We start from the raw sequence: 23,123 nt of genomic DNA, 5'->3' as shown, positions 1-23,123 counted from the left end.
AATAATTTCAGAATTATTTGTCAAATAGTAATTTTTTTAAAGAGCAAATAGTAAAATAATAATTAATGTATAGTTTTGTTATTTGTTCTTTGGCATTGATTGCATCTTACTTCGTGTATGGAAAATTTATTGAAAGGATAACTGGTGTAGACGAAAGTCGCGAAACACCCGCATATAGACTGCAAGATGGTGTTGATTATATGCCTATGCCAAAAATCAAGAACTTTTTAGTTCATTTTTTAAATATTGCAGGGCTAGGGCCTATATTTGGAGCAATTCAAGGTGCATTGTTTGGACCTGCAGCATTCTTATGGATTACATTAGGTACAATTTTTATCGGAAGCATTCATGATTTCTTTTCAGGCTACATGTCCCTGCGCAATGACGGAATGACAATGCCCAGCATCATTTCAAAGTATTTGGGAACTAAAATTCAAAAGATTATGGCAGTTCTTATTATAATGACAGGAATTCTTGTTGCAGCTACTTTTGCAAAAGGAGCTGCTGAATTACTTAGCAACTTAACGAACATTTCTATAATTATCTGGATGACAATAATATTTATTTATTTTTTAATTGCTACAGTATTTCCTATTGATAAAATCATTGGAAAAATATATCCTATTTTTGGAGCATTATTACTGATTATGATTGTGTTAATGACCGGAGCATTAATATTAAATCCAGCATACACAATTCCTGAGTTTACAACACAAGGAGTATATTTAACTAACAAAAGCATTTTCCCATATCTCTTTGTTACCATTGCCTGTGGAGCCATCTCAGGATTTCACGCATCACAATCTCCAATTGTTGCAAGATGTATTGAAAATGAAAAGGACGCTAGGCCAGTATTTTTTGGTGCAATGGTAATAGAAGGTTTAGTTGCACTTTGCTGGGCTGCTATCGCAATGGCATTCTTCCACGGTCAGCCACAACTTGCAGCAATATATGGTGCCGCACCTTCTGTAGCAGTAAGCGAAATGGCAATGACATTAGTCGGACCAATTGGTTTGGTTTTAACCATAATAGGAGTTGTTGTTTGTCCAATCACAACTGGAGATACATCACTTAGAAGTTCAAGAATTACAATTGCTGATGAACTTAATCTCAATCATGAAAAATTGATTCCAAGGCTGAAAATAGCAGTGCCTTTATTTTTAGCAGCTTTTGGATTGTCATTTATAGATTTCGGTTTGATTTGGAGATATTTTGCTTGGGCTCAATTGATAGTGGCCACGATTGTATTATATGCTGCAAGTGCATACTTAATTCAAAAAGAAAAACCCTACATTATCGCATTGCTTCCGGCAATCATATGTACCCTGATTGCATTTGCATATATCCTGCAAGCCCCTGAAGGATTGAGATTGCCTTCAATGACCGCGAATATAATTTCAGTTATTGCAACAGTCATCATAGGAATAATATTCATTAAAAAATTCAAATCATGACTCTTATTATTTGAATAATTTTAAAAAAAATAGATTAATAAAATACAGCGAATATGAAATAATAGAACAGATTATATGCACATAATATCTTGTTTAGGTGTCCCATTTTCCAATTATCCATTTACCATTTATTTTTTTAAAATCCATTACCGTATCTATCGTCCATGCACCGCTTGCACCATATACCCGAGCCGTTAAAGTGACATCAGAAATGAATGTTGCATTTTCATCATCATCAAACAAAATGTTGGGATCATGAATCTCTGATTTGAAATAATTTAGAGTGCCGTTCATCACTTCTTCAATGAATTGTGCTTTTGTCTGTTTTTTACCGGACATATGAGTTAATATATAATCATCAGCCATCAATTCATTTAACTTATCTTCATTTTTATCTATTAATGCCTGCTGATATTCAACAAAGCTGTCTAAAACTTCCTTCTCAGCACCGCCAAAAGTTCTTTTGGATAAAATTTCTACATCTGACATAATAATATATTATATAATAAAACAACTATATTAATTACTAATGAAAAATTAAGTGAGTGTTTGATATGAACGAAATTCCAAAATTAGATGTGAAAAAAACAAAAGACGATATTGTTGAATTCGTTCAAAATAAAGTATCAGAAGCTAATGCAGATGGACTTGTAGTAGGATTAAGTGGTGGAATCGACTCCACATTAGCTGCATTTTTAGCTTGTGAAGCTGTTGGAAAGAAAAATGTTTTTGGAATAGTTATGCCTTCAACAACAACACCAACAGAAGATAAACTTCATGGTACTGCAATAGCACAACTATTAGGAATAAATTATAAGGAAATTGCTATTGACAGTATCTTAAACGAATTCTTATCAGTTACACAATTAGAAGAAGACAAATTATCAATAGGCAATCTTAAAGCAAGAATAAGAATGTCAATTATTTATTTTTATGCTAATTCCAAAAACTACCTGGTTAGCGGTACAGGTAATAAAAGCGAAATCTTGATTGGTTACTTTACAAAGCATGGAGATGGTGCATGTGACATTGAACCAATTGGGGACTTGTATAAAACTGATGTTTATCAGTTAGCCAAATATTTAGAAATTCCTCAAGAAATCATCGATAAACCGCCTAGAGCAGGATTATGGAATAATCAAACCGATGAAGATGAAATTGGAATGACTTATGAATTGCTTGATAAAATATTATACAGAAATTTAGAAAAAGATATTGATGCAAAATCAATAGCTGATGAATTAGATATTGAAGTTGATGAAGTTAATAATATTATAAATAGAGTTTATAGGAACAAACATAAGAGTACAGTTCCTGAAAGCCCTAAAAAGACTACAATGGTGATTTAGTGATAGAAAAAAAATGGCAAAAGAAATGGGCTGATGAAAAATTATTTGAATCAAACCCTAATAATAAAGAAAAATTATTCATTACAGTAGCTTTCCCATACCCTAGTGGTGCAATGCATATTGGTCACGGCCGTACATATACTGTACCTGATGTTTATGCAAGATTTAAAAGAATGGAAGGTTATAACGTTTTATTCCCAATGGCATGGCACGTAACCGGTGCTCCAGTTATTGGAATAGCAGACAGGATTAAAAGAAAAGATCCATGGACTTTAGACCTGTACGAAAATGTTCACAGAGTCCCAAAAGACGAATTACCTAAATTAGAAGACCCGGAATATATCGTGAGATACTTCAGTAGCGAATATAATGAAGTAATGCATGATATGGGATATTCAATTGACTGGAGACGTGAATTTAGGACAATTGATCCAACCTACAAAAAATTCATAGAATGGCAAATTACAACATTATACGAAAAAGGATTAATCCAAAGAGGAGAACATCCCGTAAAATACTGTCCGAATTGTGACAATCCTGTTGGAGACCACGATTTGCTTGAAGGAGAAGGGGTTGGAGTTAATGAATTAACTTTACTCAAATTCAAAATTGACGATAAAATTTTGGTTACCGCTACATTAAGGCCGGAAACCATTGTTGGAGCAACAAACATCTGGTTAAATCCTGATGTTGAATATGTTTTAGTTAAAGCAGAAAATGAAAACTGGGTAATAACCAAAGAAGCCCATTACAATTTACAGCACCAAATCAAAGATTTGGAAATCATATCCGAAATCAATCCAAATGATTTGATTGGAAAAATGGCAATCAATCCATTTACTGGTGATGAATTACCAATTTTCCCAGCAAGCTTTGTAAGCGCATCCTACGGAAGCGGTGTAGTATTTTCAGAACCTGCTGATGCACCTGCAGATTATATTGCTCTTCAAGATTTGAAGAAAAACGATGAATTAATAGCTAAATATAATCTAGAGGGAATAATAGAAAATGTAGTTCCAATCCCAGTCTGTAGCGTTAAAGGTTATGGAGAAATTCCTGCAGCAGGCATAATTGAAAGATTAGGAATTACAGACCAAAACGATGAAAAATTACATGAAGCCACTAATGAACTTTATAAAATTCAGCACAGTAAGGGAATAATTCTCGACAGCATACCTGGTTTTGGTGGTAAAAAAGTCAGATTTGCCCGTGAAGAATTAAAAGATGAGTTAATTTCCAAAAATATGGCTACAGTAATGTATGACTTCGCTGAAAGGCCTGTCGTCTGCAGATGTGGAAACAACTGTGTTGTAAAAATAATGGATGATCAATGGTTTATGAAATATTCCAATCCGGAATGGACAGAAAAAACCCATAAGGTGCTTGAAAGGGAAACCATTATCCCTCCAGAAGTAAAAAATAATTTCAACTATTATATTGACTGGTTAGATGATTGGGCATGTTCTAGAAAAGTTGGACTTGGAACAAGACTTCCATGGGATAACAAATGGCTGATTGAACCATTAACCGACTCTACAATCTACATGTCATATTATTCTGTTGCAAGATTCTTGAAAGATATGGATCCTGAAGACTTGAATCGTGCATTCTTTGATAAAATATATTTAAACAAGGATTCTGATGACATCAAAGTTGCACCAGAAGTAGTTAAAGAAATTCAGGACGAATTCAACTACTGGTACCCTCTTGATTGGAGATTATCAGCAAAAGATCTTGTAGGAAATCATTTAAGCTTTTTAATGTTCCACCACAGCGCAATATTCCCTGAAGACAAATGGCCTAAAGGAACTGTTGTGTTTGGAATGGGTCTTTTGGAAGGAAATAAGATGTCATCATCAAAAGGTAATGTTATCCTTTTAAAAGATGCAATTGAAGATTATACCGCAGATGTTGTAAGATTATTCTTAATGGCATCAGCAGAACCATGGCAGGACTTTGACTGGAGAGAAAAAGAAGTTCTTGGAACTAAAAGAAGACTCGAGTGGTTTAGGGAATTTGCAGGAAAAGTTGAAGAAATCAAAGGTTCCCCATTAGACCTAAGCAACATTGAAGAAGTTGAATTAACTAGAACAATTGATTTATGGATGTTAAGCCAACTCAACCAACATATCAAAGCATCAACTGAAGCTTTAGAAGTTTTCCAAACAAGAAAAGCATTACAGGAATCATTGTTCTTACTTAAAAAGGATATTGATCACTACCTCTACAGAGTAAATCATTTGCTTGATAAACAGGACCCTGCAGTAGTTTATGTGTTATCTACAGTACTGGAATCATGGATTAGATTGCTTGCGCCATTTACACCACACACATGTGAAGAATTATGGTCAACATATGGCGGAAAAGGTTTCGTAAGTACTGCTGAATGGCCTGAAGCTGATGAAAGCTTAATAAGTCTTGAAATTGAAAAATCAGAAGAATTAGTTCAAAATCTTATTAAAGACATTAATCAGATTAAAAAGATGGTTGGAGATAAAGCTGAAAAAGTTCACATTTATCTTGCTCCTAACTGGAAATGGGACTTATACAAAATAGCAGATGAAGTTGGAAAACCTGACATTGGCCAAATCATGGGCCGTGCTATTGGAGCTAATATTTATGATAATAAAAAAGAAATAGCAGCCGTAGCCAAAAAGATTGGCCGTGAAATGACCAAAACAAAATATGTGGGCAAAATCGATGAAGCACAAATAATTGATGATGCAATAGAATATATCTCCAATGAAGTTTCATCACAAATCATCGTTCACACAGATGATTCATATGACCCTCAAAACAAGGCTAAAAATGCAATGCCTTATAAACCAGCTATTCTAATTGAATAGCTATTTATTTTTTCTTTTTTAAAATTTTTTATCTAAATGATGCAAGAATACCACGACATCTTCAAGGTCGTGGATCAATTGCAAGTTGGGTTATACCTTTGTGAATTGTTATTTATTGGGTTTCATTTGCCATGATAATTGATTTTAATATTTTTTTGTATGGGCATTTATAATTCAGTGTACTTTCAGTTTTTTTTGGGGCATTTATTTTTGTATTTTTTTTGATATGTATCACTTTTACAATGGAAAATTTGTAGTTTCATTTGTATTTCACGGGTGTTTATTTAATGTTTCTTGTTGTTTTTTAAACGTAGTTGATTTTTGTGGGCGATATTACTTTTCAAATGCTCTCTGGGTATCTTTATATATTAATGGAGCATAAATTGTACTATTATGTGAAGATGGGTTAATAGTGTGGTGTTTTATGTTATGGTGGATGTTAAAAAGGGAATGAAGGTTAAGATTTATCCTACTCGGGAGCAGAAGGATTGTTTTCATAGGAATTTTGGTTGCTGTCGCAAGGCCCATAATGTCGTTCTTGACAAATACAATAAAATGCACAGTAACGATTCCAACCTAAGACCCACATTTACGTTCTTAAATAAACTACTAAATGAAGCCAAGAGGGAATTTCCTTATTTGGAGGATGTAGAATCAACAAGTCTCCAACAGGAAATAAGAGACTTGGCCACATCATTCGATAATTTCTTTAAAAATCCATCACACTTCAATAAACCCCATTTTCATAAAAAGAAAACAGTTAAACTATCATTCAGACAAACAATAAGACAAGACATTAGAATCATCCAAAAAAATAAAATGATTCTGAGAAAATATGGCAAAGTAAAATTCCACACAAGCCAAGAATACTTCCAAATACTAAACGACAAAAATACAAAATTCAACAATGTAACAATCTCCTTTGATGGAATAGACTACTTTGCAACATTCAACATTGATTTCACTGAAGAAGAATGGGAACTAACAGGTAAAAATGTAGGTTGTGATATTAATTCAAATGTAAACGGCTGGCTGGTCACAAGCGATGAGGAAAAGGAATACTTTGACATTGACCATGAAAACCAAATGGTCAAATTCATCAACCGGATAATGGCCAAATGCACAAATGGAAGCAAAAAATGGAAAAAACAGAAAATCAGACTATTAAAATGGTATCATCAACGATCCAATAAACTTGACGACTATATAGAGAAACTTTCAACAGAAATGGTCAAAAAATATGATGCCATAGTATTTGAGAAAAATTACTCAAAAATTAAAATATTGATTGGTGGCGAGCAAAACATGGTGTTTCCACTCACAAAATTCATAACTAAACTACAAGACAAATTTGCTAGGCACAAACCTCAAGCAGAAGGCGTAGTATTTGTAGATGCAAAATATACCAGTAAAAAATGTCATTTTTGCGGAAACATCAACCATGAATTAGATGTGAAAACTCGAAAATGGAAATGTCCAAACTGCGGTAAAATACTAGACCGTGACATTAACGCCGCCATTAATATTTTGAACCGGTGGGACTACGGGGATAGCCTAGAAAACGCCAAATAAACAAGTGGCACAAAAAAACAAATCTAGGAATCCTCGACTTCTACAAAGTCGAGGTAGTTCAAAAAAATAAGTTTAGATACTATTTTAAAAAAATAAGTAAATGCAATCAAAAGATTGCATATTAAATTTTTATTCAGCAATAAATGTTCTTATTCCTTGAATTATTAAACATACACCTAATAAAATTGCAGCATAAATTGGATTTACTAAGGAATTGAATGCTAGAATAAATGCTAAAATACCCATAATCAAAATCAATAACGAGGATATTTTTGATATTTTTGAGTCTGTAATAAGACCTGCGATACCGAATAAAATCATTATGATACCGACAAGGTAAAATTGCAATCCTACAAGGAACGGCAATGCATTCATTGCAAACATGAACAGTAAACCAAATATGATGGCTATAATACCAATAATCACATTTAATGTTGTAAGTCCATTAAATAATGATGCGAAACCAAAGAATAATAAACTTAGTCCAATTACAATAGATGTGAAAGCTGAACTAAAAATAGGGCAAATTATAAAAATTAATCCCAAAATTATAGAGACTATTCCGAATATCTTATTTGTTTCCATATTTTTCCTCCAAAATTTTTTAAATCCACTATTTAAAGTGAAAATACTAAGAATATAAAAAGAAATTAACCTTCTTATACAATTAATTATTTATATTGGGATATTTAATTTTTATCATTTAAAATAATGAAAAAAAATAATTTAATACACAAACAAATATATTTGTATCAAATATGAATGATAAAAAACTTGAATAAACCTAAAATATTTTTAGTAATATTATGTATTCATATCATATAATTACAGTTTCAGCTAAAGACAACTTTACGACATTTAAAATGATATTGCAAATAATATTGAACATATTGTTGAATAAAATATCATTAAATTCAGAAAATTTAATATATTATACTTTATTTCAATTGATATATATACATTTCAAAACGAATCCCCATATAAAGAAAAATTAGCAGACAGTACATATAACACTATTTAAAAATACTAATTTTTTGTTTCTAATAATTTATATTGAAAATTTAAATAATTAAAATAATGAAATTTGGTTAAGTATTAACATAACAATAGCTGAAATTAATTAAAACAAATAGAAAAAAATGGGTGATTTAGAGTTTTCTTGCAAAAAGCAAATAACCACTATGCCCAACCATTCTTGTTTTAGGTCTAGTTCCTTGCTGTCTTACTTCAAGGCCTCGTTCTAAAGTCTCTAGAATTTCAATATCATAGAAATTAAGTTTTTTTGCAACTCTGTATGAAACTTCAGCTTGATCGATGTAGGGAGCATATACAACAAGCCATCCTCCAAGATTTAAGGAGTCATGAACCTCTTCAAAAATTTCATAAGGCTTTGGAAGGTCTAAAAATACTAGATCAATATTATCTTCATTAATTCCATCTTTTATATTCTGATTTTTTACTTCAATATTTTTGATTCCAAAAGTTTCGATGTTCTTTTTAGCAACTTCTGAAAAATCTTCACGGATTTCATATGTATAAACATGACCTGTATCGCCGACAACATTACCGAAGTTCAATGCAATAGCTCCAGCACCGGTTCCGGCATCAACAACCCTAGAACCCGCTCCCAAGCCAGTGTATGCTAAAACAGTTCCAATATCTTTTTTAATTAATATTGAACAACGTCTATCCATTATTTCAATGAAATCATTTACATTTGGTTTGACAATTTTAAATGAGTGGTCAAGATGGCTTTTAACTTCATCGCCTATTTCAGCATCCGACAATACTTCTGCAGAGACAATTCCCAAATCACTTTGAAAATCCTGGCCTTCCTTTAAAATATACTTTTTACCACGTTCATCCAAAATCATTTTCATATATTACACCTAATTTTCTAATTCTGCTAATCTTTTTACCCTTTTTAGGGAATCCGGATGAGTGGACAATAATTCCATGATTCCTTTAGTTTTCGAAATTTTGATATCGGAATTGGCTAATCTTTTCAATTCCTCATCAGATATTTTTCCATCACCATCAAAGTCCACCTGACTGAAATCATCAATATCATGTTGTGCATTATTAATATCTGTTGCAAAAAATGCTCTATTAGTATTTAATTCTTTAATAGTTTCCTGACTGCATCTAGAAGCACCATAAGACAATTTATATAAAGCAGAGACTAAAGCAGCAGGGCGATTACCAAATTCTACTGAAGCTTCATCTGCATAATATTCACGGGTTCTTGAGATAAACAATACTAATAATTGTCCAATTAAATAGAAAACATAACCCAATAACCCAATTATGATTCCAGCACCATTTTCATTATCTCTGGAAAACATGAAAGCTATAGCAATATAATAACAAACCATAGGAATTACACTAACGGCTGCAGTTACAGCCATGTCATTATGTTTAATATGACCCATTTCATGACCCAATACTGCTCTCAACTCATCATAATCCAACAAACCAAGAATTGGACGAGTAATTGCAATATGACCACTTCTGCTGGTTCTACCATATGCAAACGCATTTGGAATATTAATTTCTGATAATCCTACTTCCGGTTTGGGAACACCTGCTTCCTGTGCAAGTTCGGCCACCATTTTATGAATATGAGGGGCTTCCGCTTCAGATAACGGCCTTACATTCATTGAATGTTTAACTAATGTTGGGCCAAACCAGTATTGTGCAAATACAATTACTAAACTCACACCCATATATAATCTCCAACTGCTAATTCCCATATATCTTGCTACAAGCAAAACTAAAAAATAAACAATTGAGAACATAAATACAGAAGTCAGTATCATTCTTAATTTAAGCTTCCATGTGCCTTTCATTTTAATACCTCAACTTTTTTTATGTAATGATATTATATATTTTAACTTAAAAAGTTAATGGAACATTTCACATCTCAAAAAATATTACTTTTCAAACACTACCACAAACTAATTATTAACTAACAGACATATATTTTAACATTACAAAATCATGGTGATTTAATGAGTGGACCTTGGGTAGAAAAATATAGACCACAAAGCCTAGATGACATTGTAGGCCAAGAACATATTATAAATAGACTTAAAAAGTATGTTGGCGAAGAAAGTATGCCAAATTTAATGTTTACAGGACCTGCTGGTGTTGGAAAAACAACAACTGCACTGGCATTAGTTAAATCAATTCTCGGAGAATACTGGAGACAAAATTTCTTGGAATTGAATGCTTCAGATGCAAGAGGAATTGACACAGTTAGAAACGATATAAAAAATTTCTGTAGATTGAAACCTGTCGGAGCTCCATTCAGAATAATATTTCTGGATGAAGTGGACAACATGACAAAAGATGCTCAGCATGCTTTAAGACGTGAAATGGAAATGTATACAAAGACTGCGTCATTTATCTTATCATGTAATTATTCATCCAAGATTATTGATCCGATTCAATCAAGATGTGCAATATTCAGATTTGCACCAATCAAAGGAGAACAAATCGTCAATAGGTTAAAATACATATGTGATGAGGAAAACTTTGATTATACTGACGAAGGACTCGAAACAATCGTATACCATGCAGAAGGAGATATGCGTAAAGCAGTCAACATCCTACAGGCAACCGCATCAGAAGGAGAACACATTACAGAAGAAAGTGTATATGATGTTGTATCAAAATCAAAACCTCAAGACATTTCAGATATGATTACAAAAGCATTGACCGGAGACTTTATGGGCTCAAGAAAACTCCTGCATGAAACAATGGTCTTGCAGGGTACAAGCGGAGAGGATATGGTTTCCCAAATATACCAGGAAGTATCCAGAAGAGTTCTTGACGGCAAAATGGATCCTGAGTTTTATATTGATATTATCGAAGCAATAGCTAATTGTGACTTTAGAATAAGAGAAGGATCAAACCCTAGAATACAACTTGAAGCTCTTTTAACAAAATTCTTATAGTAAGGTATTCGAATGTTATGGACAGATAAATACCGACCAAAAACCCTAAAAGAGATATTAGGTAATAACAAAGAAAAAAAGATAATTGAATCTTGGGTTGAAAACTGGAAAAACGGCAATCCGCAGCAGCCCATACTTTTAGTTGGACCGCCAGGAATTGGAAAAACCACATTTGCGCAGGCAATAGCTAAAGAGTTTTCCGAATACATTGAGTTAAATGCCAGTGATAAACGTTCACAGGATGTTATTAAAAGCACCATTGGCGAATCCTCATCTTCAAGGTCACTTTTCGGTGACGAATACAAACTAATCATTATGGATGAAGTGGATGGTATTCACGGAACCAATGACCGCGGAGGAGTCCGGGCCATTGGAGAAATAATTAAAACATCCAAACATCCTTTAATATTAATAGCTAATGATTTTTACTCCAAAAGATTGCAATCAATTAAGCCAAAATGTCAAGTCATTAAAATGGCTAAAATCAGAGGCCCTACAATCAATAAGATGCTTAAAAATATTGCCAAAGAAGAAGGTATCGAATATGATAAGGAAGCTTTGAAATTATTATCCAAAAAAGCCAATGGGGATATCCGTTCTGCAATCAATACATTCCAGGCAATTGCCGATACATCACACGAATTAACAATGGAAGATGTTGAAACTGTCACAACAAAAGATGACAGATCAACTATTATTGATGGGGTAATGGCAACCCTGAAAAGCAAAAATCCGAAGCATGTCAAAGATGCATTAAGGGTTGATGAAGACCCAACGCTTGTAATGGCATACATTGCTGAAAATGTTCCTCGTGAGTATACCAATAAGAATGAACTTAAAAAGGCATATGAAAACCTATCCAAAGCAGACTTATACTTCGGAAGAGCCCAAAGAACAAGAAATTACGGCTATTGGAAATATGCAACCGATTTCATGGGCATTGGTGTCAGTTCATCCAAAAAAGAAACTTATAAAAAATTCACTCCAATCAAATCCCCAACAGTTTTTACATTGATGGGACGTAATCGAGGAAAAAGAAACTTACGTGATGGTATAGCAGACAAGATGTCACAAAAAATGCATATTTCAAATACTGTTGCCATTTCAATGTTTCCATATTTGGAAATCATGTTTCAAAATGATGAACTCGCTTGGGAAATTTCAGACTTTCTAGATTTAGAAAAAGATGAAATCAAACGTTTTAGAAAAAAAGTCATTCCTAAGTCAGTCATTAAAAAAATGGAAAAACGAAAAGAGGAAATGCGTATTGAAGAACGTGACAGGCGTGCTGAAGAACTTCAAAATCAAATGTTTGCAGGAATTCCTCAAGAAGAAATCATTGAAGAAGAACCAGTTAGGGATGAAATCGAATTAATCACTCCAGAACCTGAGATTGAAGAAATTGAAGAGGAAACTGCAGAAGAAGTTTCACAAATAGAAGAAACTGAAGAACTAATGATTGAAGAAATTGTTGAAGAAGAAGTTGAAGAAAAACCTAAAGATAAGAAAAATAAACAAACATCTTTATTCGACTTCTAATTTTTTATTTTTAATATAATTAACCTTAAAAGGTGAATTAACCATGCCAATTGAAAAAATTAAAAATGAATATACAATAGACAAATTAGATGAAAAAAGTAATTTAGACGATTTTTCATGTGGATTAGATGATATGGATGAATTTTTAAAGCATGATGCATTAAATCAGCAAAATGAAAAATTAAGTGTAACTTATCTTGTAAAATATAATAATGAAATAATTGGATTTTTTTCATTACTTTCTGATAAAATTGAACTCAAAGATATTGAAGATGAATATGATTTACCATATTCAGTTTGTCCAGCAATGAAAATTGGAAGATTTGCAGTTAACAACAAATATCGTTCTTTAGGATTAGGTAATTTGTTATTAGACAATATCTGTTATCAAATCAAAAAAATATCTGAGATACATGGTATACGTTTTATTACAGTTGATGCATACTGCAATGTTCGAGGATTTTACTACAAAAATGAATTTAAACACTTTAAAGTGAGAAATAAAAAAAATTAATTAGAACTGCCAAAAGAAATGAAAAAACTACCATAGGAATGTATAAAGATTTGAAAAGAATTTAATTAGAAAAAGTCAACATGCCGACTATTTTCAATTCTTTCTTTAATTTTTTTTTCATTTGGTGTATCTGGCCTTTTCATTTCTTTTAAAAATTCTTTGGTTTCAGCCCCAAATAATGTTGGAGTAGGAGCAATTGGTTTTGCCAAAATATCATACCTCCTTAAAATAATATTATTTTTACTATTAAATATATTTTTATATTCATAATTTCTTTTCAATATACTCGGAAGCTTTAAGGACATTTTCTCTGTATTGTGGTGCAACACCCTCTAAAAATTCCATAAATGATGATGCCAACTCATCATTATTTTCATTTATTATTTTTGATTTGTCATCCATTTCCAAAAAGGAATTAATCCAATCCAAAGGAACATTAATTAATGGATAAATTTCATTGTCTTTTTTGTCAAATTCAATACCATTACCTTTAAAAATAGTGGAAAATATTTGATTAACCTTATCATCTAGAATTATTGGATTTACAACCAAATCATATTTACCTTCATTAACTAATTTAACACCATATTTACGTGTATATGGCTCCAAAAGAACATTAACCATGAAATTATCATTAGGAAGTAGAATTGTTGAGTTCGGTTCAATGTCAACTAATGATTTTGCAGCTTTAGCACAAATTTTTTGAAAAAGTGTGTTTCTAACGACTTCAATATCGCCATATTGCCTATTGAATGTTTCCTGGCGTTTTCTTGAAAATTTGGAAAAACGCAAATTGTTGATATAAAGTTTTTCCGGAGTATAAGACACATATCTAGTATCCACACCAATTATCTTTAAATATTTCAATACATCCTTTTTAGAAATTGAAAATTCCTCATCATCCGAAGATAATGCAGATACATCAAAAATAAAATCCATTTTATAACCCCAAATATTTTGTCAATGCTTCCTGCATAACATCAATTGGCGCTTTTTTGCCGGTCCAAATTTCAAAGCTTTCAGCACCCTGATACAATAACATTTTAATTCCATAAACAGGTTTTACATCAGCTTCAATAGCTTGTCTCAATAACCCGGTTTCATTAGGATTGTATACCGCATCAAATACTATTAAATCCTCATGCATATCACAGGCCTGGGCTATTGGAGTATCATCAACGTTTGGATGCATCCCCACAGGTGTTGTATTAATCAAGATATCAACATCACTTAAATCCATATTATTAATTGAGTCAAAACCAACATTATCAATCAGTCCGGAATTTGAAACATCATTGGCTAATTTTTGAGCCTTTTCGACATTTCTATTCAATATTTTTAAATTATCCGCACCATACTTGGCAATGTAAAATGATATTGCTCTTGAAGCACCTCCTGCTCCGGCAATTAAAACATTCTTATTTTTAATAGATGCTACTTCTTCAATTGCTCTTACAGCACCAATTCCATCAGTATTATAACCTTTCAAGTTTTTAAAGTCTATAGTATTTACCGCACCAATTAATTGAGCGACCTCATCAATTTCATCCAAATAGTTCATTACTTCTATTTTATGAGGAATCGTAACATTCAATCCCTTTATATTTAATGCTTCAGCACCATTTATTGCACTTTCCAAATCATTCGGTTTGACATTAAATGCAACATAAGCATAATCCATATTAAGCTTTTCGAATGCGGCATTATGCATGGGCGGTGAAAAACTGTGTTCAACAGGATGGCCTATTAGACCTACAATATTTGTACTTCCTTTTATTTCCATATATTTAAATTAGCTACAAAATTATTTAAACTTTAATTATCAAAATTTAATATATTATAAAAGGTGAATAAACATGGAATTTACAAGACCAAGAGGTACAAGAGATTTTTTATTTGAAGAAATGAAAGAGAGAAAAGAAGCTGAAAGTACCTTAAGACATATTTTTGAGAATTATGGTTATAGAGAAATTAAAACTCCTTTATTTGAAGAATTAAAACTTTTTACAACCAAATCAGGAGAAGAAATTGTAGATCAGTTATATAATTTTAAAGATAAATCTAATAGAGAATTAACATTAAGGCCTGAAATAACTGCTCCAGTTGCAAGATTATACCTTAATGAACTTGAAAAAACTGCTACTAAACCTATCAAGCTTTATTACTACGGCAGCTGCTTTAGATATGAAAGACCACAAAAAGGAAGATTCAGACAATTCTGGCAATTCGGATGTGAATTGATTGGTGCCAAATCCCCTCAGGGAGAAGCTGAAGTTATTGCAATGTGCAGCGACTCAATTGAAGCACTTGGAATTACAGGTGCTGATGTTAATATAAACCATTTAGGTATTATCCGTGGACTGTTCAAGCATTTTGAAGTTGATACAAAAACCCAAAGGGAATTGATGGTTGTTATTGACAAAGGAGACAAAGACTTATTGATTGAATCATTGAGTGGAGAAAACCCAATTATTTCAAATGATGAACTGAATCAGATTTTATTAAAATTGATAGATTTGGTTGGAGACAAGTCAATTCTTAATGATGTTGAAGAGTTAATTAAAGATTATGAGGAACCTCAAGAAGCATTTAATCAGTTAAAAGAGTTGGTTGAACTTCTCGACTGCTTTAACATGACCAACTATACTCTGAACCTAGGAGTTGCAAGAGGGCTTGACTACTACACAGGAATAGTGTTTGAGATTTATGTTGAAGGACTTGGGGCTCAAAAACAGGTTTGCGGTGGCGGAACATACAGTCTAATTAAGGTATTTGGCGGTCAGGAAGTTGAATCAACAGGTTTTGCATTAGGTTTTGATAGATTAATGAATGCAATTGAAGAGTTGACAGACAAAAAAGAAGCAAAATCACATTTGGATGTATATGTTGCACCAATATCCGGCGATGTAAGACTTAAAGCTTATGAAATAACACAAAACTTAAGAAGGTCAGGCATGAAATGTGACGTTGACCTGAACAACAAGAAATTCAAGAAGTTAATGAACTATGCGGACAAAATTAAAGTTCCAAAAATAATCATAATTGGTAAAAACGATTTGGAAGAAGGCAAAGTAACAATTAAGGACATGGAAAGCGGTGCGCAGGATTTAGTTGAAATTGAAAATATTGTAAGTTACTTGAAAGAGGAATAATATGGAAATTAATTTTAGACATGAAATTAATGGTATGAAAGTAATCACAGCAGTAGCTCAGGATGCTGTGAGCGGTGAAATTTTAATGATTGCCAATATGAATAAAGAAGCATTGCAGAAAACTATTGAAACAGGAAAAGCTCATTATTGGAGTACTTCCAGAAACAAACAATGGTTGAAAGGAGAAAGTTCAGGCCATATTCAGGAAGTCGAAGAAATACTTGTTGATTGTGATATGGATGCCATAGTACTTAAAATTAAACAGAATGGTGCTGCTTGCCATGAAGGATATTACTCTTGCTTTTTTAGAAACCTGGATTTTAAAAATTCACCGGATATTGATGATTTAAAGGATGAAGATTTAAAAACAAATCAAAAAAGACTTGTTAACCCAGATGATGTGTATTAAAATGAAAACAATAATCCCTGATACAAGTGCAGTAATTATTGGAGCAATATCTAAAATTTTAAAAAAAGAAGATTTGGATTATCCTGAAATTATCGTTCCTGAAGCTGTCGTTTGTGAGCTTGAACATCAGGCAAATACCAACAGAAGCGAAGGTATTGCTGGTTTAAATGAATTGCAGCATTTGCAGAAATTACAATATGAAGGAGAGCTTGCAATTTCATTTAAAGGAAAAAGACCAACTAATTATGACATAAGATATGCAAAAAGCGGAGAGATTGATGCGATAATTAGGGATTTGGCAAGATCAGAATTTGGAACACTTTTAACCAACGACAAGGTTCAAGCAGAAACTGCCAAGGCACAAGGAATTCCAGTTTACTATTATGAACAGAAATATGTTGAAAAGGAATTGTCAATAGCGAAATTCTTTGATGACGATACAATGTCAGTTCACCTAAAAGAAAATGTTGCGCCTATGGCTAAAAAGGGAACACCGGGACATATTGATTTTGTTAAACTCTCTGATGAAAAATATAATTATAAAATGCTTGAAGAGCTGATTGATGAAATCATTGCTAAAGCCAAAAGCGATTCAAAAACTTATTTGGAATCCGTTAAAGAAGGTTCATTTGTTGTTCAGTCAAGAGAGTATAGGATATCAATAGCAAAACCTCCATTTTCCGAAGCAATAGAAATTACGGTAGTGCGGCCTGTTGCAGATATTGATTTGGATGAATACCATCTAAGTTCAAAATTAATGGAGAGAATTGATAATAATGCTGAGGGCATTTTGATTTCAGGTTCGCCTGGTGCGGGTAAATCCACTTTCGTCCAAGCCATAGCAAAATATTACTCGGGAAAACTGAATAAGATTGTTAAAACCATGGAATCACCTAGAGACCTGCAGCTTCCGGACGAAATAACACAATATGCACCTCTGGAGGGCAGCATGGAAAATACCGCTGATGTTTTGCTTTTAGTCAGACCGGATTATACCATTTATGATGAGCTTAGAAAAAATCATGACTTCAACATTTTTGCGGATATGCGTTTGGCAGGTGTTGGAATGATCGGTGTTGTGCATGCAACAAGACCTATCGATGCAATACAAAGAATCGCTTCAAGAGTGGAACTTGGTGTTATTCCATCAATCGTTGATACAAGCATTTATATTGAAAATGGTGAAGTTAAAAGTGTATATGAAACCAAAATGACTGTTAAGGTTCCAAGCGGAATGAAAGAGGCTGACCTTGCAAGACCAGTTATTGAAGTTCGTGATTTTGAAACCGGCGAGCTTAAAAATGAAATTTACACATACGGTGAACAAACCATAGTCATGGATTTAGATTTGGTTAATAATCCGACACAAGACGACAATAGAAAATCATCAGTAGACATTATTGCTGAAAAAGAAATTTTAAGACAGATTAAACGGTTTTTACCTAAAAAATCAAAAGTTGATGTGGAAGTTATTTCACCAGACAGGGCCAATATTTACATTCCCGACGATTTAGTCCCAAAAATAATTGGTAAAAACGGTAAAAGAATTGCAGAAATTGAAGAAAAAATCGGAATATCACTTGGAGTTGAAGTTATAGAAGAAACCTATAACAAAAATCCCTTTGAAATTGACATTATCCATACAAAAAAACAGCTGATTTTAGATTTGGGACGTGAAAACGGAAGGTCAAATTTTGACATATTAATTGGCGGAGAATATTTGCTTACCGCAACGACATCAAAAAAAGGTGAGATAAAAATTAAAAACGGCATCGAATTATCTGATTTAATAATTGAAGCCATTGAATTGGGATTAGAAATTACAGCAGTTAAAAAGTGATTAAAATGAAAATTGGTGCATCAACATTAGCAACATTCAATAATAGTTTAGACAGCAGCTTGGAATTTATAGAAGGTTTAGGGATTAAATACGCTGAATTATTACATCAGTATCCTACGGAAAACTTTGATTTAGATTTATTGAACAGTTTTAATTTGGAATACACTATTCATGCCCCGTTTATGGACGTGAATATTGCGGCTTTAGGCTCTAAAAGCAGGGCTGCTTCAATGGAACAGATTAGGGATTCAATCGATTTAGCAAATAAGATTGATGCAAAAGTCGTTGTAGTTCATCCCGGATTGATTCCGTTTCTTGCAAAGGAAATGCCTGAAGAGATTTACAAAGTCGCCGACAATTCCATTAGAGAAATCGCTGAATACAGCAGAAATTTAGGTGTCAATGCCACCATTGAAAATATGCCTGCATTTGAAAGCATGATATACCAGGACATGAGCCGTCTGAATGAAACGCTTGTTGAGCTTGACATGGGAATGACTTTTGACATTGGACATGCCCATCACTCAGGAATATCTCCGGATGAAATGTATTTTGATTCAATTAAACACATACATGCGCATGATAATATGGGTGATGATGACTCACACCTACCACTTGGTGAAGGCAATATTCAATTAAAAGACATCATCAATACTTTTGAAAGTAAAAATTATGATGGCATCTACATGATTGAAGTAAATGATAAAGATTCCATTAAAAAAAGTTTAGAATATCTGAAAAAAAATTTCTAATTTTAAAAAAAATAAAAAGTTTAAGAGGTTAATTTAACCCCTTAAGGAATAACTGATATTTTATTTGAAATACTGGATCCATTATAACTGGAAGTAATGATATAAGTATCCATTGCTGCTCCTAATTTAATATTAAGAATAGCACGACCATCACTATCAGTTAATCTATTATAGAACACACCGTTAATATTGAAAGTTACATTTTGACCTTCAAATGGTTTACCCTGACCATCAACCAAATAAGCTATGAACTGATCGGAAACACCATATTTTTTAACGAGGTCATTTGCCCTTAAAACAGGCAATACTTCAATATTGTTTGATACTTTACATCCGTTATACTCTGCAGTAATGGTATAGTTACCCGGTTGCAAGTTAATATTTAATTTAGCTTGACCTGATGCATTAGTTTGGCGAGTGTACATTACACCATTAATATTGAATGTAACATTTTCACCAGCACCAACAGGATTACCGTCAGAACCTAAAACAGTGACAACATATTGAGAATCATTTTTGTAGTATTTTACTAAATCCGCGTTGTCTGTAATTGAAGATAAAACAGTAATGTTATTGGTATGCATTTCACCATTTTCAGGATTGACCGCAGTAATTATATATTCACCTTGAGGTAAGTTGATGTTTAATTTAGCAGTACCGTTTTCAGTGATTTTACGGTTATACCATACACCATTAATATTGAATTTAACTTCAGTACCACTAGCCAATGGGTTTCCTTGACCATCCACGAATGTAGCATAGTATTGTGATTCGTTTCTGTAAACTTTAACCAAATCGTCACCGAATACTGTTGTTAAAACTGTTAAACTGTTTGAATTTACAGTTGGAGTTTTATTATAGCCCGGATCAAATGTGGTGATTACTTCATACTCTCCAGATGGGAGATTAATAGCCATGCTTGCAGTACCGTTTTCATCGGTTGTTCTATTATAATCAACACCATTTATAGTAAATGTAATAGTCATATTTGCGAGAGGTTCACCATAGAAGTTAACTAAATTAGCAATGAAACGGGTTCCGTTTTTATAATACATTATTACATCTTCAGTTTCTAAAAATGCGTCATAATCCGGAAGGTTATCATGAACTGTTGCATTTCCATCGAAATAAACAGATGCATCACCGAATGATTCATTACTTACCAAATAATTGTAAGTAACGCTAGCATTAGTAGTAGTTACATTTACAGCAGATGTACCGTTAGATTTAATGTTGTTACCATAAACAGTAGCATTTCCACCAATGATTTTAACACCAACGGTTTCAGGTTCAAATGATTCCCATAAGGTAGTGTTTCCTAAGTTTTTACCTAAAGCTTTAATTTCGTTGTTTGCAATATTTAAAGTACTGGATTTACCTGCAATACCCATGGTTTTATTACCGTCCAATTCAATAGTGTTTTCAGTTACAGTTTCATTGGTTCCAGCCAATTCCATACCGTAGATAATATCAGCTTCACCACGAATGATATTGTTATGATATGTAGCGTTTACATCACTACCAGACATGGATGAATAAATACCATAAGCTACAACAGGAGATATAGCAGTGAAATTATTGTTATCGAATGAACCTGAAGCAGGACCTTCAACATCAATAGCGTTAGCATAATAAGTATCAGATATTGACGTGATATCATTGTTTGAAACATTTAAATTTTCTCCGGAAATGATTAATCCGTAAATATAACTTTTACCATTAGCAAAGACATCATTACCACTTATTACTGCATCATCACAGTTAGAGTCAATTACATAGATAGTATCATAATCTCCAATAGCCTCACTAGCAGTAAGATCAATTTTATTATCGTTGAACTTTAATCCTGTATCATTATTAAAGACAATACCTTCAGAACTTGCAATTCTTACATAATTCCATGAGCCTGCAGGGATTTCTACCCAATTAACAGGTGCAGAAGGAATAGTTATATTGAAGTTGTTTCCAGAGACTTCATAAATAGCAGAATCTCCAATATACATAGCATTGTTAACAAAAGTACCATTGGTATGACCTTCATAAGTAATGTCGTTTTCGTCAATTTCTACATTACTAGACTCAACAACATAAATACCATAAGAGTCATCAGAACCAGTATCAACAACATCCAGAGTATTAGAACCTACAGTTAAATTAGCACGGGAAGCACTGACACCATTATCATTAGAATTAATGGTATTGTTCACAATGATTGCATTATTATCAATTGTCTTGATTCCAACATTTTGAACACCAAAACCATCCCAAATAGATTCATTACCTTTACCTGATCCTTTAGCGGTAATATTATTCTCAGCAATATTAACGTCAGTAATACGGGTAGCAATACCTGTGGTATAATTACCTTGTACAGTAATAACATTATTTAAAACATCAGATATAATTCCGGACATTTCCATACCGAAAGCGGCATAAGCATCAGCATTAATAATGTTATCTTTATAATCCACACTAACATTACCGTTGGACATTGCAGCATAAATACCATAAGCAGAGGCAGGAGCTGAAACAGTTACAACATTAGATTCAACGATACCAGTTGCAGGACCTTCAACATCAATACCATCAGCATAATAAGTATCGGAAATAGTGCTTATGGTATTGTTAGTGACATTAAAGTTATCACCAGATATGATTAATCCGTAAATGTATGAATGGCCGTTAGCAGTAATTTCACTGTCTGCAACAATTGCATCACTACAGTCATTAATGTCTACAACATAAATTGTATCATAATCGCCAATAACATCAGTAGCATTTAATTTGACAGTGTTTTTTCTAAATGAAATATTATTGGAATTTGAAATTACAACACCTTCACTAATAGGACTGCTTACCCAATTACCTGATCCAGCAGGAATTTCAGTCCAGCCTACTGGACAGGAAGGAATATTAATCTCTAAAATATTGTCATCAATTACCGCATTATCAGATTCAGTGACACGAACAGCATTTGCTGGAGCATAACCATCAGTCTTTCCAGTAAAGTAAATTTCATTGCTTGAAACGATTAAATTTTTAGCAACTTGTGCCAAAATAGCAAATTCAGTTACATTTCCCGCTGCATTAATATTAATAATGTTATTAGAAATTAAAATATCTGAAGCATTATTAACAGTAATGGCTCCAATGTCAGCATTATTAAAAGTTAAACCATTAATTAAAGACATATCACTTCCATCAACGAAAGAGAATTTAGAATCGATAATGTTTGAAGTATTGTCTGGAGATATGGTTACAACCTTATCCACAATAAAAGTTTTATTTGTAACATCTCCAATGTATAAAATTGAACCATCAGAAATATTACTGTTCATCTTACCATCCTCATCAAAATAATCAGCATAATTTGCATCATTGATGTGGATTTCCTCTTGAGTACTAGACTCATTAGCTTGTTTAATATCGATATTACTATCTACAGAGATAACATCATTACTACTTTGAGATATTAAATCTACATCTGTAACGTTATCTTGTGCACAAACAGCACCGATAGATAATACCAATACCAATAAAAATATGGATAAATATCTATATTTCATAAATTAGTATTCTCCTTAAATTCATTTGTATTAAATAATAAATATAAAAACTTTAACTAAAAGTCATTATATGACAATAACTTATATAATTTATCTTAATTAAACATTACGATAAATGAAAAATATTCAATTTTATTTTAGAAATCAGTAAAAATAAGTTTATATCATTGA

General features: G+C 32.6%; 19 protein-coding genes. 11 read left to right on the top strand and 8 right to left on the bottom strand.

The window, feature by feature from the left end:
* Nucleotides 1–65: 65 nt before the first annotated feature.
* On the top strand, nucleotides 66–1,454 hold the full coding sequence (locus tag SM9_RS00645; RefSeq protein WP_058738303.1) for a carbon starvation CstA family protein: 1,389 nt from the start codon (nucleotides 66–68) through the stop codon (nucleotides 1,452–1,454).
* Between the two features lie 93 nt (nucleotides 1,455–1,547).
* Here SM9_RS00645 and SM9_RS00640 read toward each other — a convergent pair whose 3' ends face one another.
* Nucleotides 1,548–1,943, bottom strand: a complete 396-nt coding sequence (locus SM9_RS00640; protein WP_058738302.1) for a nuclear transport factor 2 family protein — start codon at nucleotides 1,941–1,943, stop codon at nucleotides 1,548–1,550.
* Between the two features lie 65 nt (nucleotides 1,944–2,008).
* Here SM9_RS00640 and SM9_RS00635 point away from each other — a divergent pair, with 65 nt between their 5' ends.
* The 3 genes from SM9_RS00635 to SM9_RS00625 all read left to right on the top strand — a co-directional run bounded on the left by SM9_RS00635 (nucleotide 2,009) and on the right by SM9_RS00625 (nucleotide 7,221).
* Nucleotides 2,009–2,803 (top strand): NAD+ synthase, encoded by a 795-nt coding sequence (locus tag SM9_RS00635; protein WP_058738301.1) that lies wholly within the window; start codon nucleotides 2,009–2,011, stop codon nucleotides 2,801–2,803.
* Nucleotides 2,803–5,649: a leucine--tRNA ligase gene (gene leuS, locus SM9_RS00630; protein ID WP_058738300.1), complete on the top strand. Its 2,847-nt coding sequence runs from the start codon at nucleotides 2,803–2,805 to the stop codon at nucleotides 5,647–5,649. The genes SM9_RS00635 and leuS overlap by 1 nt, the downstream gene beginning before the upstream one ends.
* Nucleotides 5,650–6,078: 429 nt before the next feature.
* Complete coding sequence (locus SM9_RS00625; RefSeq protein WP_058738299.1) at nucleotides 6,079–7,221, top strand: RNA-guided endonuclease InsQ/TnpB family protein; 1,143 nt, start codon at nucleotides 6,079–6,081, stop codon at nucleotides 7,219–7,221.
* 129 nt (nucleotides 7,222–7,350) lie between these two features.
* On the opposite strand, the gene SM9_RS00620 is transcribed toward SM9_RS00625, so the two are convergent.
* The 3 genes from SM9_RS00620 to SM9_RS00610 form a co-directional block, all read right to left on the bottom strand.
* On the bottom strand, nucleotides 7,351–7,806 hold the full coding sequence (locus SM9_RS00620) for a DUF308 domain-containing protein (RefSeq protein WP_058738298.1): 456 nt from the start codon (nucleotides 7,804–7,806) through the stop codon (nucleotides 7,351–7,353).
* 563 nt (nucleotides 7,807–8,369) lie between these two features.
* Nucleotides 8,370–9,101, bottom strand: coding sequence for a tRNA (adenine-N1)-methyltransferase (locus tag SM9_RS00615; RefSeq protein ID WP_058738297.1), 732 nt, complete (start codon nucleotides 9,099–9,101; stop codon nucleotides 8,370–8,372).
* Between the two features lie 9 nt (nucleotides 9,102–9,110).
* Entirely contained in the window at nucleotides 9,111–10,070 is a 960-nt protein-coding gene (locus tag SM9_RS00610; RefSeq protein ID WP_058738296.1) for a zinc metalloprotease HtpX, read from the bottom strand.
* Between the two features lie 162 nt (nucleotides 10,071–10,232).
* Between SM9_RS00610 and SM9_RS00605 the strand changes: the two genes are divergently transcribed.
* From SM9_RS00605 to SM9_RS00595, 3 genes are read left to right on the top strand one after another with little or no spacing between them, the layout of a single operon-like run.
* Nucleotides 10,233–11,180 carry a replication factor C small subunit gene (locus SM9_RS00605; RefSeq protein WP_058738295.1) on the top strand — a complete coding sequence of 316 codons (948 nt, stop codon included), beginning with the start codon at nucleotides 10,233–10,235 and terminating at the stop codon, nucleotides 11,178–11,180.
* 12 nt (nucleotides 11,181–11,192) lie between these two features.
* The gene (locus tag SM9_RS00600; protein WP_058738294.1) at nucleotides 11,193–12,719 is read left to right on the top strand and encodes a replication factor C large subunit; all 1,527 of its coding nucleotides are present in this window, start codon (nucleotides 11,193–11,195) and stop codon (nucleotides 12,717–12,719) included.
* Between the two features lie 43 nt (nucleotides 12,720–12,762).
* Nucleotides 12,763–13,233, top strand: a complete 471-nt coding sequence (locus SM9_RS00595) for a GNAT family N-acetyltransferase (protein WP_058738293.1) — start codon at nucleotides 12,763–12,765, stop codon at nucleotides 13,231–13,233.
* 65 nt (nucleotides 13,234–13,298) lie between these two features.
* On the opposite strand, the gene SM9_RS12120 is transcribed toward SM9_RS00595, so the two are convergent.
* From SM9_RS12120 to aroE, 3 genes are read right to left on the bottom strand one after another with little or no spacing between them, the layout of a single operon-like run.
* Nucleotides 13,299–13,442, bottom strand: coding sequence for a hypothetical protein (locus tag SM9_RS12120; protein ID WP_198144391.1), 144 nt, complete (start codon nucleotides 13,440–13,442; stop codon nucleotides 13,299–13,301).
* Nucleotides 13,443–13,497: 55 nt separating this feature from the next.
* The gene (locus tag SM9_RS00585) at nucleotides 13,498–14,172 is read right to left on the bottom strand and encodes a hypothetical protein (protein ID WP_058738291.1); all 675 of its coding nucleotides are present in this window, start codon (nucleotides 14,170–14,172) and stop codon (nucleotides 13,498–13,500) included.
* 1 nt (nucleotide 14,173) lies between these two features.
* On the bottom strand, nucleotides 14,174–15,016 hold the full coding sequence (aroE, locus tag SM9_RS00580; protein ID WP_058738290.1) for a shikimate dehydrogenase: 843 nt from the start codon (nucleotides 15,014–15,016) through the stop codon (nucleotides 14,174–14,176).
* Between the two features lie 73 nt (nucleotides 15,017–15,089).
* On the opposite strand from aroE, the gene hisS reads away from it, so the two are divergent.
* Genes hisS through SM9_RS00560 form a run of 4 tightly spaced genes read left to right on the top strand, consistent with a single transcriptional unit; the run spans nucleotide 15,090 to nucleotide 19,386 of the window.
* Nucleotides 15,090–16,385, top strand: a complete 1,296-nt coding sequence (hisS, locus tag SM9_RS00575) for a histidine--tRNA ligase (RefSeq protein ID WP_058738289.1) — start codon at nucleotides 15,090–15,092, stop codon at nucleotides 16,383–16,385.
* Nucleotide 16,386: 1 nt separating this feature from the next.
* Complete coding sequence (gene hisI / locus SM9_RS00570) at nucleotides 16,387–16,794, top strand: phosphoribosyl-AMP cyclohydrolase (protein WP_058738288.1); 408 nt, start codon at nucleotides 16,387–16,389, stop codon at nucleotides 16,792–16,794.
* A 1-nt stretch (nucleotide 16,795) separates the two neighbouring features.
* Nucleotides 16,796–18,634, top strand: a complete 1,839-nt coding sequence (locus SM9_RS00565) for a PINc/VapC family ATPase (RefSeq protein ID WP_058738287.1) — start codon at nucleotides 16,796–16,798, stop codon at nucleotides 18,632–18,634.
* Between the two features lie 5 nt (nucleotides 18,635–18,639).
* On the top strand, nucleotides 18,640–19,386 hold the full coding sequence (locus SM9_RS00560) for a sugar phosphate isomerase/epimerase family protein (protein ID WP_058738286.1): 747 nt from the start codon (nucleotides 18,640–18,642) through the stop codon (nucleotides 19,384–19,386).
* A 41-nt stretch (nucleotides 19,387–19,427) separates the two neighbouring features.
* Here SM9_RS00560 and SM9_RS00555 read toward each other — a convergent pair whose 3' ends face one another.
* Nucleotides 19,428–22,952, bottom strand: a complete 3,525-nt coding sequence (locus tag SM9_RS00555; RefSeq protein ID WP_058738285.1) for a carboxypeptidase-like regulatory domain-containing protein — start codon at nucleotides 22,950–22,952, stop codon at nucleotides 19,428–19,430.
* Between the last annotated feature and the right edge of the window lie 171 nt (nucleotides 22,953–23,123).

This window comes from Methanobrevibacter millerae (genome assembly GCF_001477655.1).
Classification (GTDB): domain Archaea; phylum Methanobacteriota; class Methanobacteria; order Methanobacteriales; family Methanobacteriaceae; genus Methanocatella; species Methanocatella millerae_A.
The sequence above is the reverse complement of the archived record's forward strand: the minus strand, read 5'-3'. Positions and strand labels throughout refer to the sequence as shown.

Coding starts and splice junctions, on each gene's coding strand:
- SM9_RS00645 (WP_058738303.1), top strand. CDS start 66: ATGTATAGTTTTGTTATTTGTTCTTTGGCATTGATTGCATCTTACTTC.
- SM9_RS00640 (WP_058738302.1), bottom strand. CDS start 1,943: ATGTCAGATGTAGAAATTTTATCCAAAAGAACTTTTGGCGGTGCTGAG.
- SM9_RS00635 (WP_058738301.1), top strand. CDS start 2,009: ATGAACGAAATTCCAAAATTAGATGTGAAAAAAACAAAAGACGATATT.
- SM9_RS00625 (WP_058738299.1), top strand. CDS start 6,079: ATGGTGGATGTTAAAAAGGGAATGAAGGTTAAGATTTATCCTACTCGG.
- SM9_RS00620 (WP_058738298.1), bottom strand. CDS start 7,806: ATGGAAACAAATAAGATATTCGGAATAGTCTCTATAATTTTGGGATTA.
- SM9_RS00615 (WP_058738297.1), bottom strand. CDS start 9,101: ATGAAAATGATTTTGGATGAACGTGGTAAAAAGTATATTTTAAAGGAA.
- SM9_RS00610 (WP_058738296.1), bottom strand. CDS start 10,070: ATGAAAGGCACATGGAAGCTTAAATTAAGAATGATACTGACTTCTGTA.
- SM9_RS00605 (WP_058738295.1), top strand. CDS start 10,233: ATGAGTGGACCTTGGGTAGAAAAATATAGACCACAAAGCCTAGATGAC.
- SM9_RS00600 (WP_058738294.1), top strand. CDS start 11,193: ATGTTATGGACAGATAAATACCGACCAAAAACCCTAAAAGAGATATTA.
- SM9_RS00595 (WP_058738293.1), top strand. CDS start 12,763: ATGCCAATTGAAAAAATTAAAAATGAATATACAATAGACAAATTAGAT.
- SM9_RS00585 (WP_058738291.1), bottom strand. CDS start 14,172: ATGGATTTTATTTTTGATGTATCTGCATTATCTTCGGATGATGAGGAA.
- aroE (WP_058738290.1), bottom strand. CDS start 15,016: ATGGAAATAAAAGGAAGTACAAATATTGTAGGTCTAATAGGCCATCCT.
- hisS (WP_058738289.1), top strand. CDS start 15,090: ATGGAATTTACAAGACCAAGAGGTACAAGAGATTTTTTATTTGAAGAA.
- hisI (WP_058738288.1), top strand. CDS start 16,387: ATGGAAATTAATTTTAGACATGAAATTAATGGTATGAAAGTAATCACA.
- SM9_RS00565 (WP_058738287.1), top strand. CDS start 16,796: ATGAAAACAATAATCCCTGATACAAGTGCAGTAATTATTGGAGCAATA.
- SM9_RS00560 (WP_058738286.1), top strand. CDS start 18,640: ATGAAAATTGGTGCATCAACATTAGCAACATTCAATAATAGTTTAGAC.
- SM9_RS00555 (WP_058738285.1), bottom strand. CDS start 22,952: ATGAAATATAGATATTTATCCATATTTTTATTGGTATTGGTATTATCT.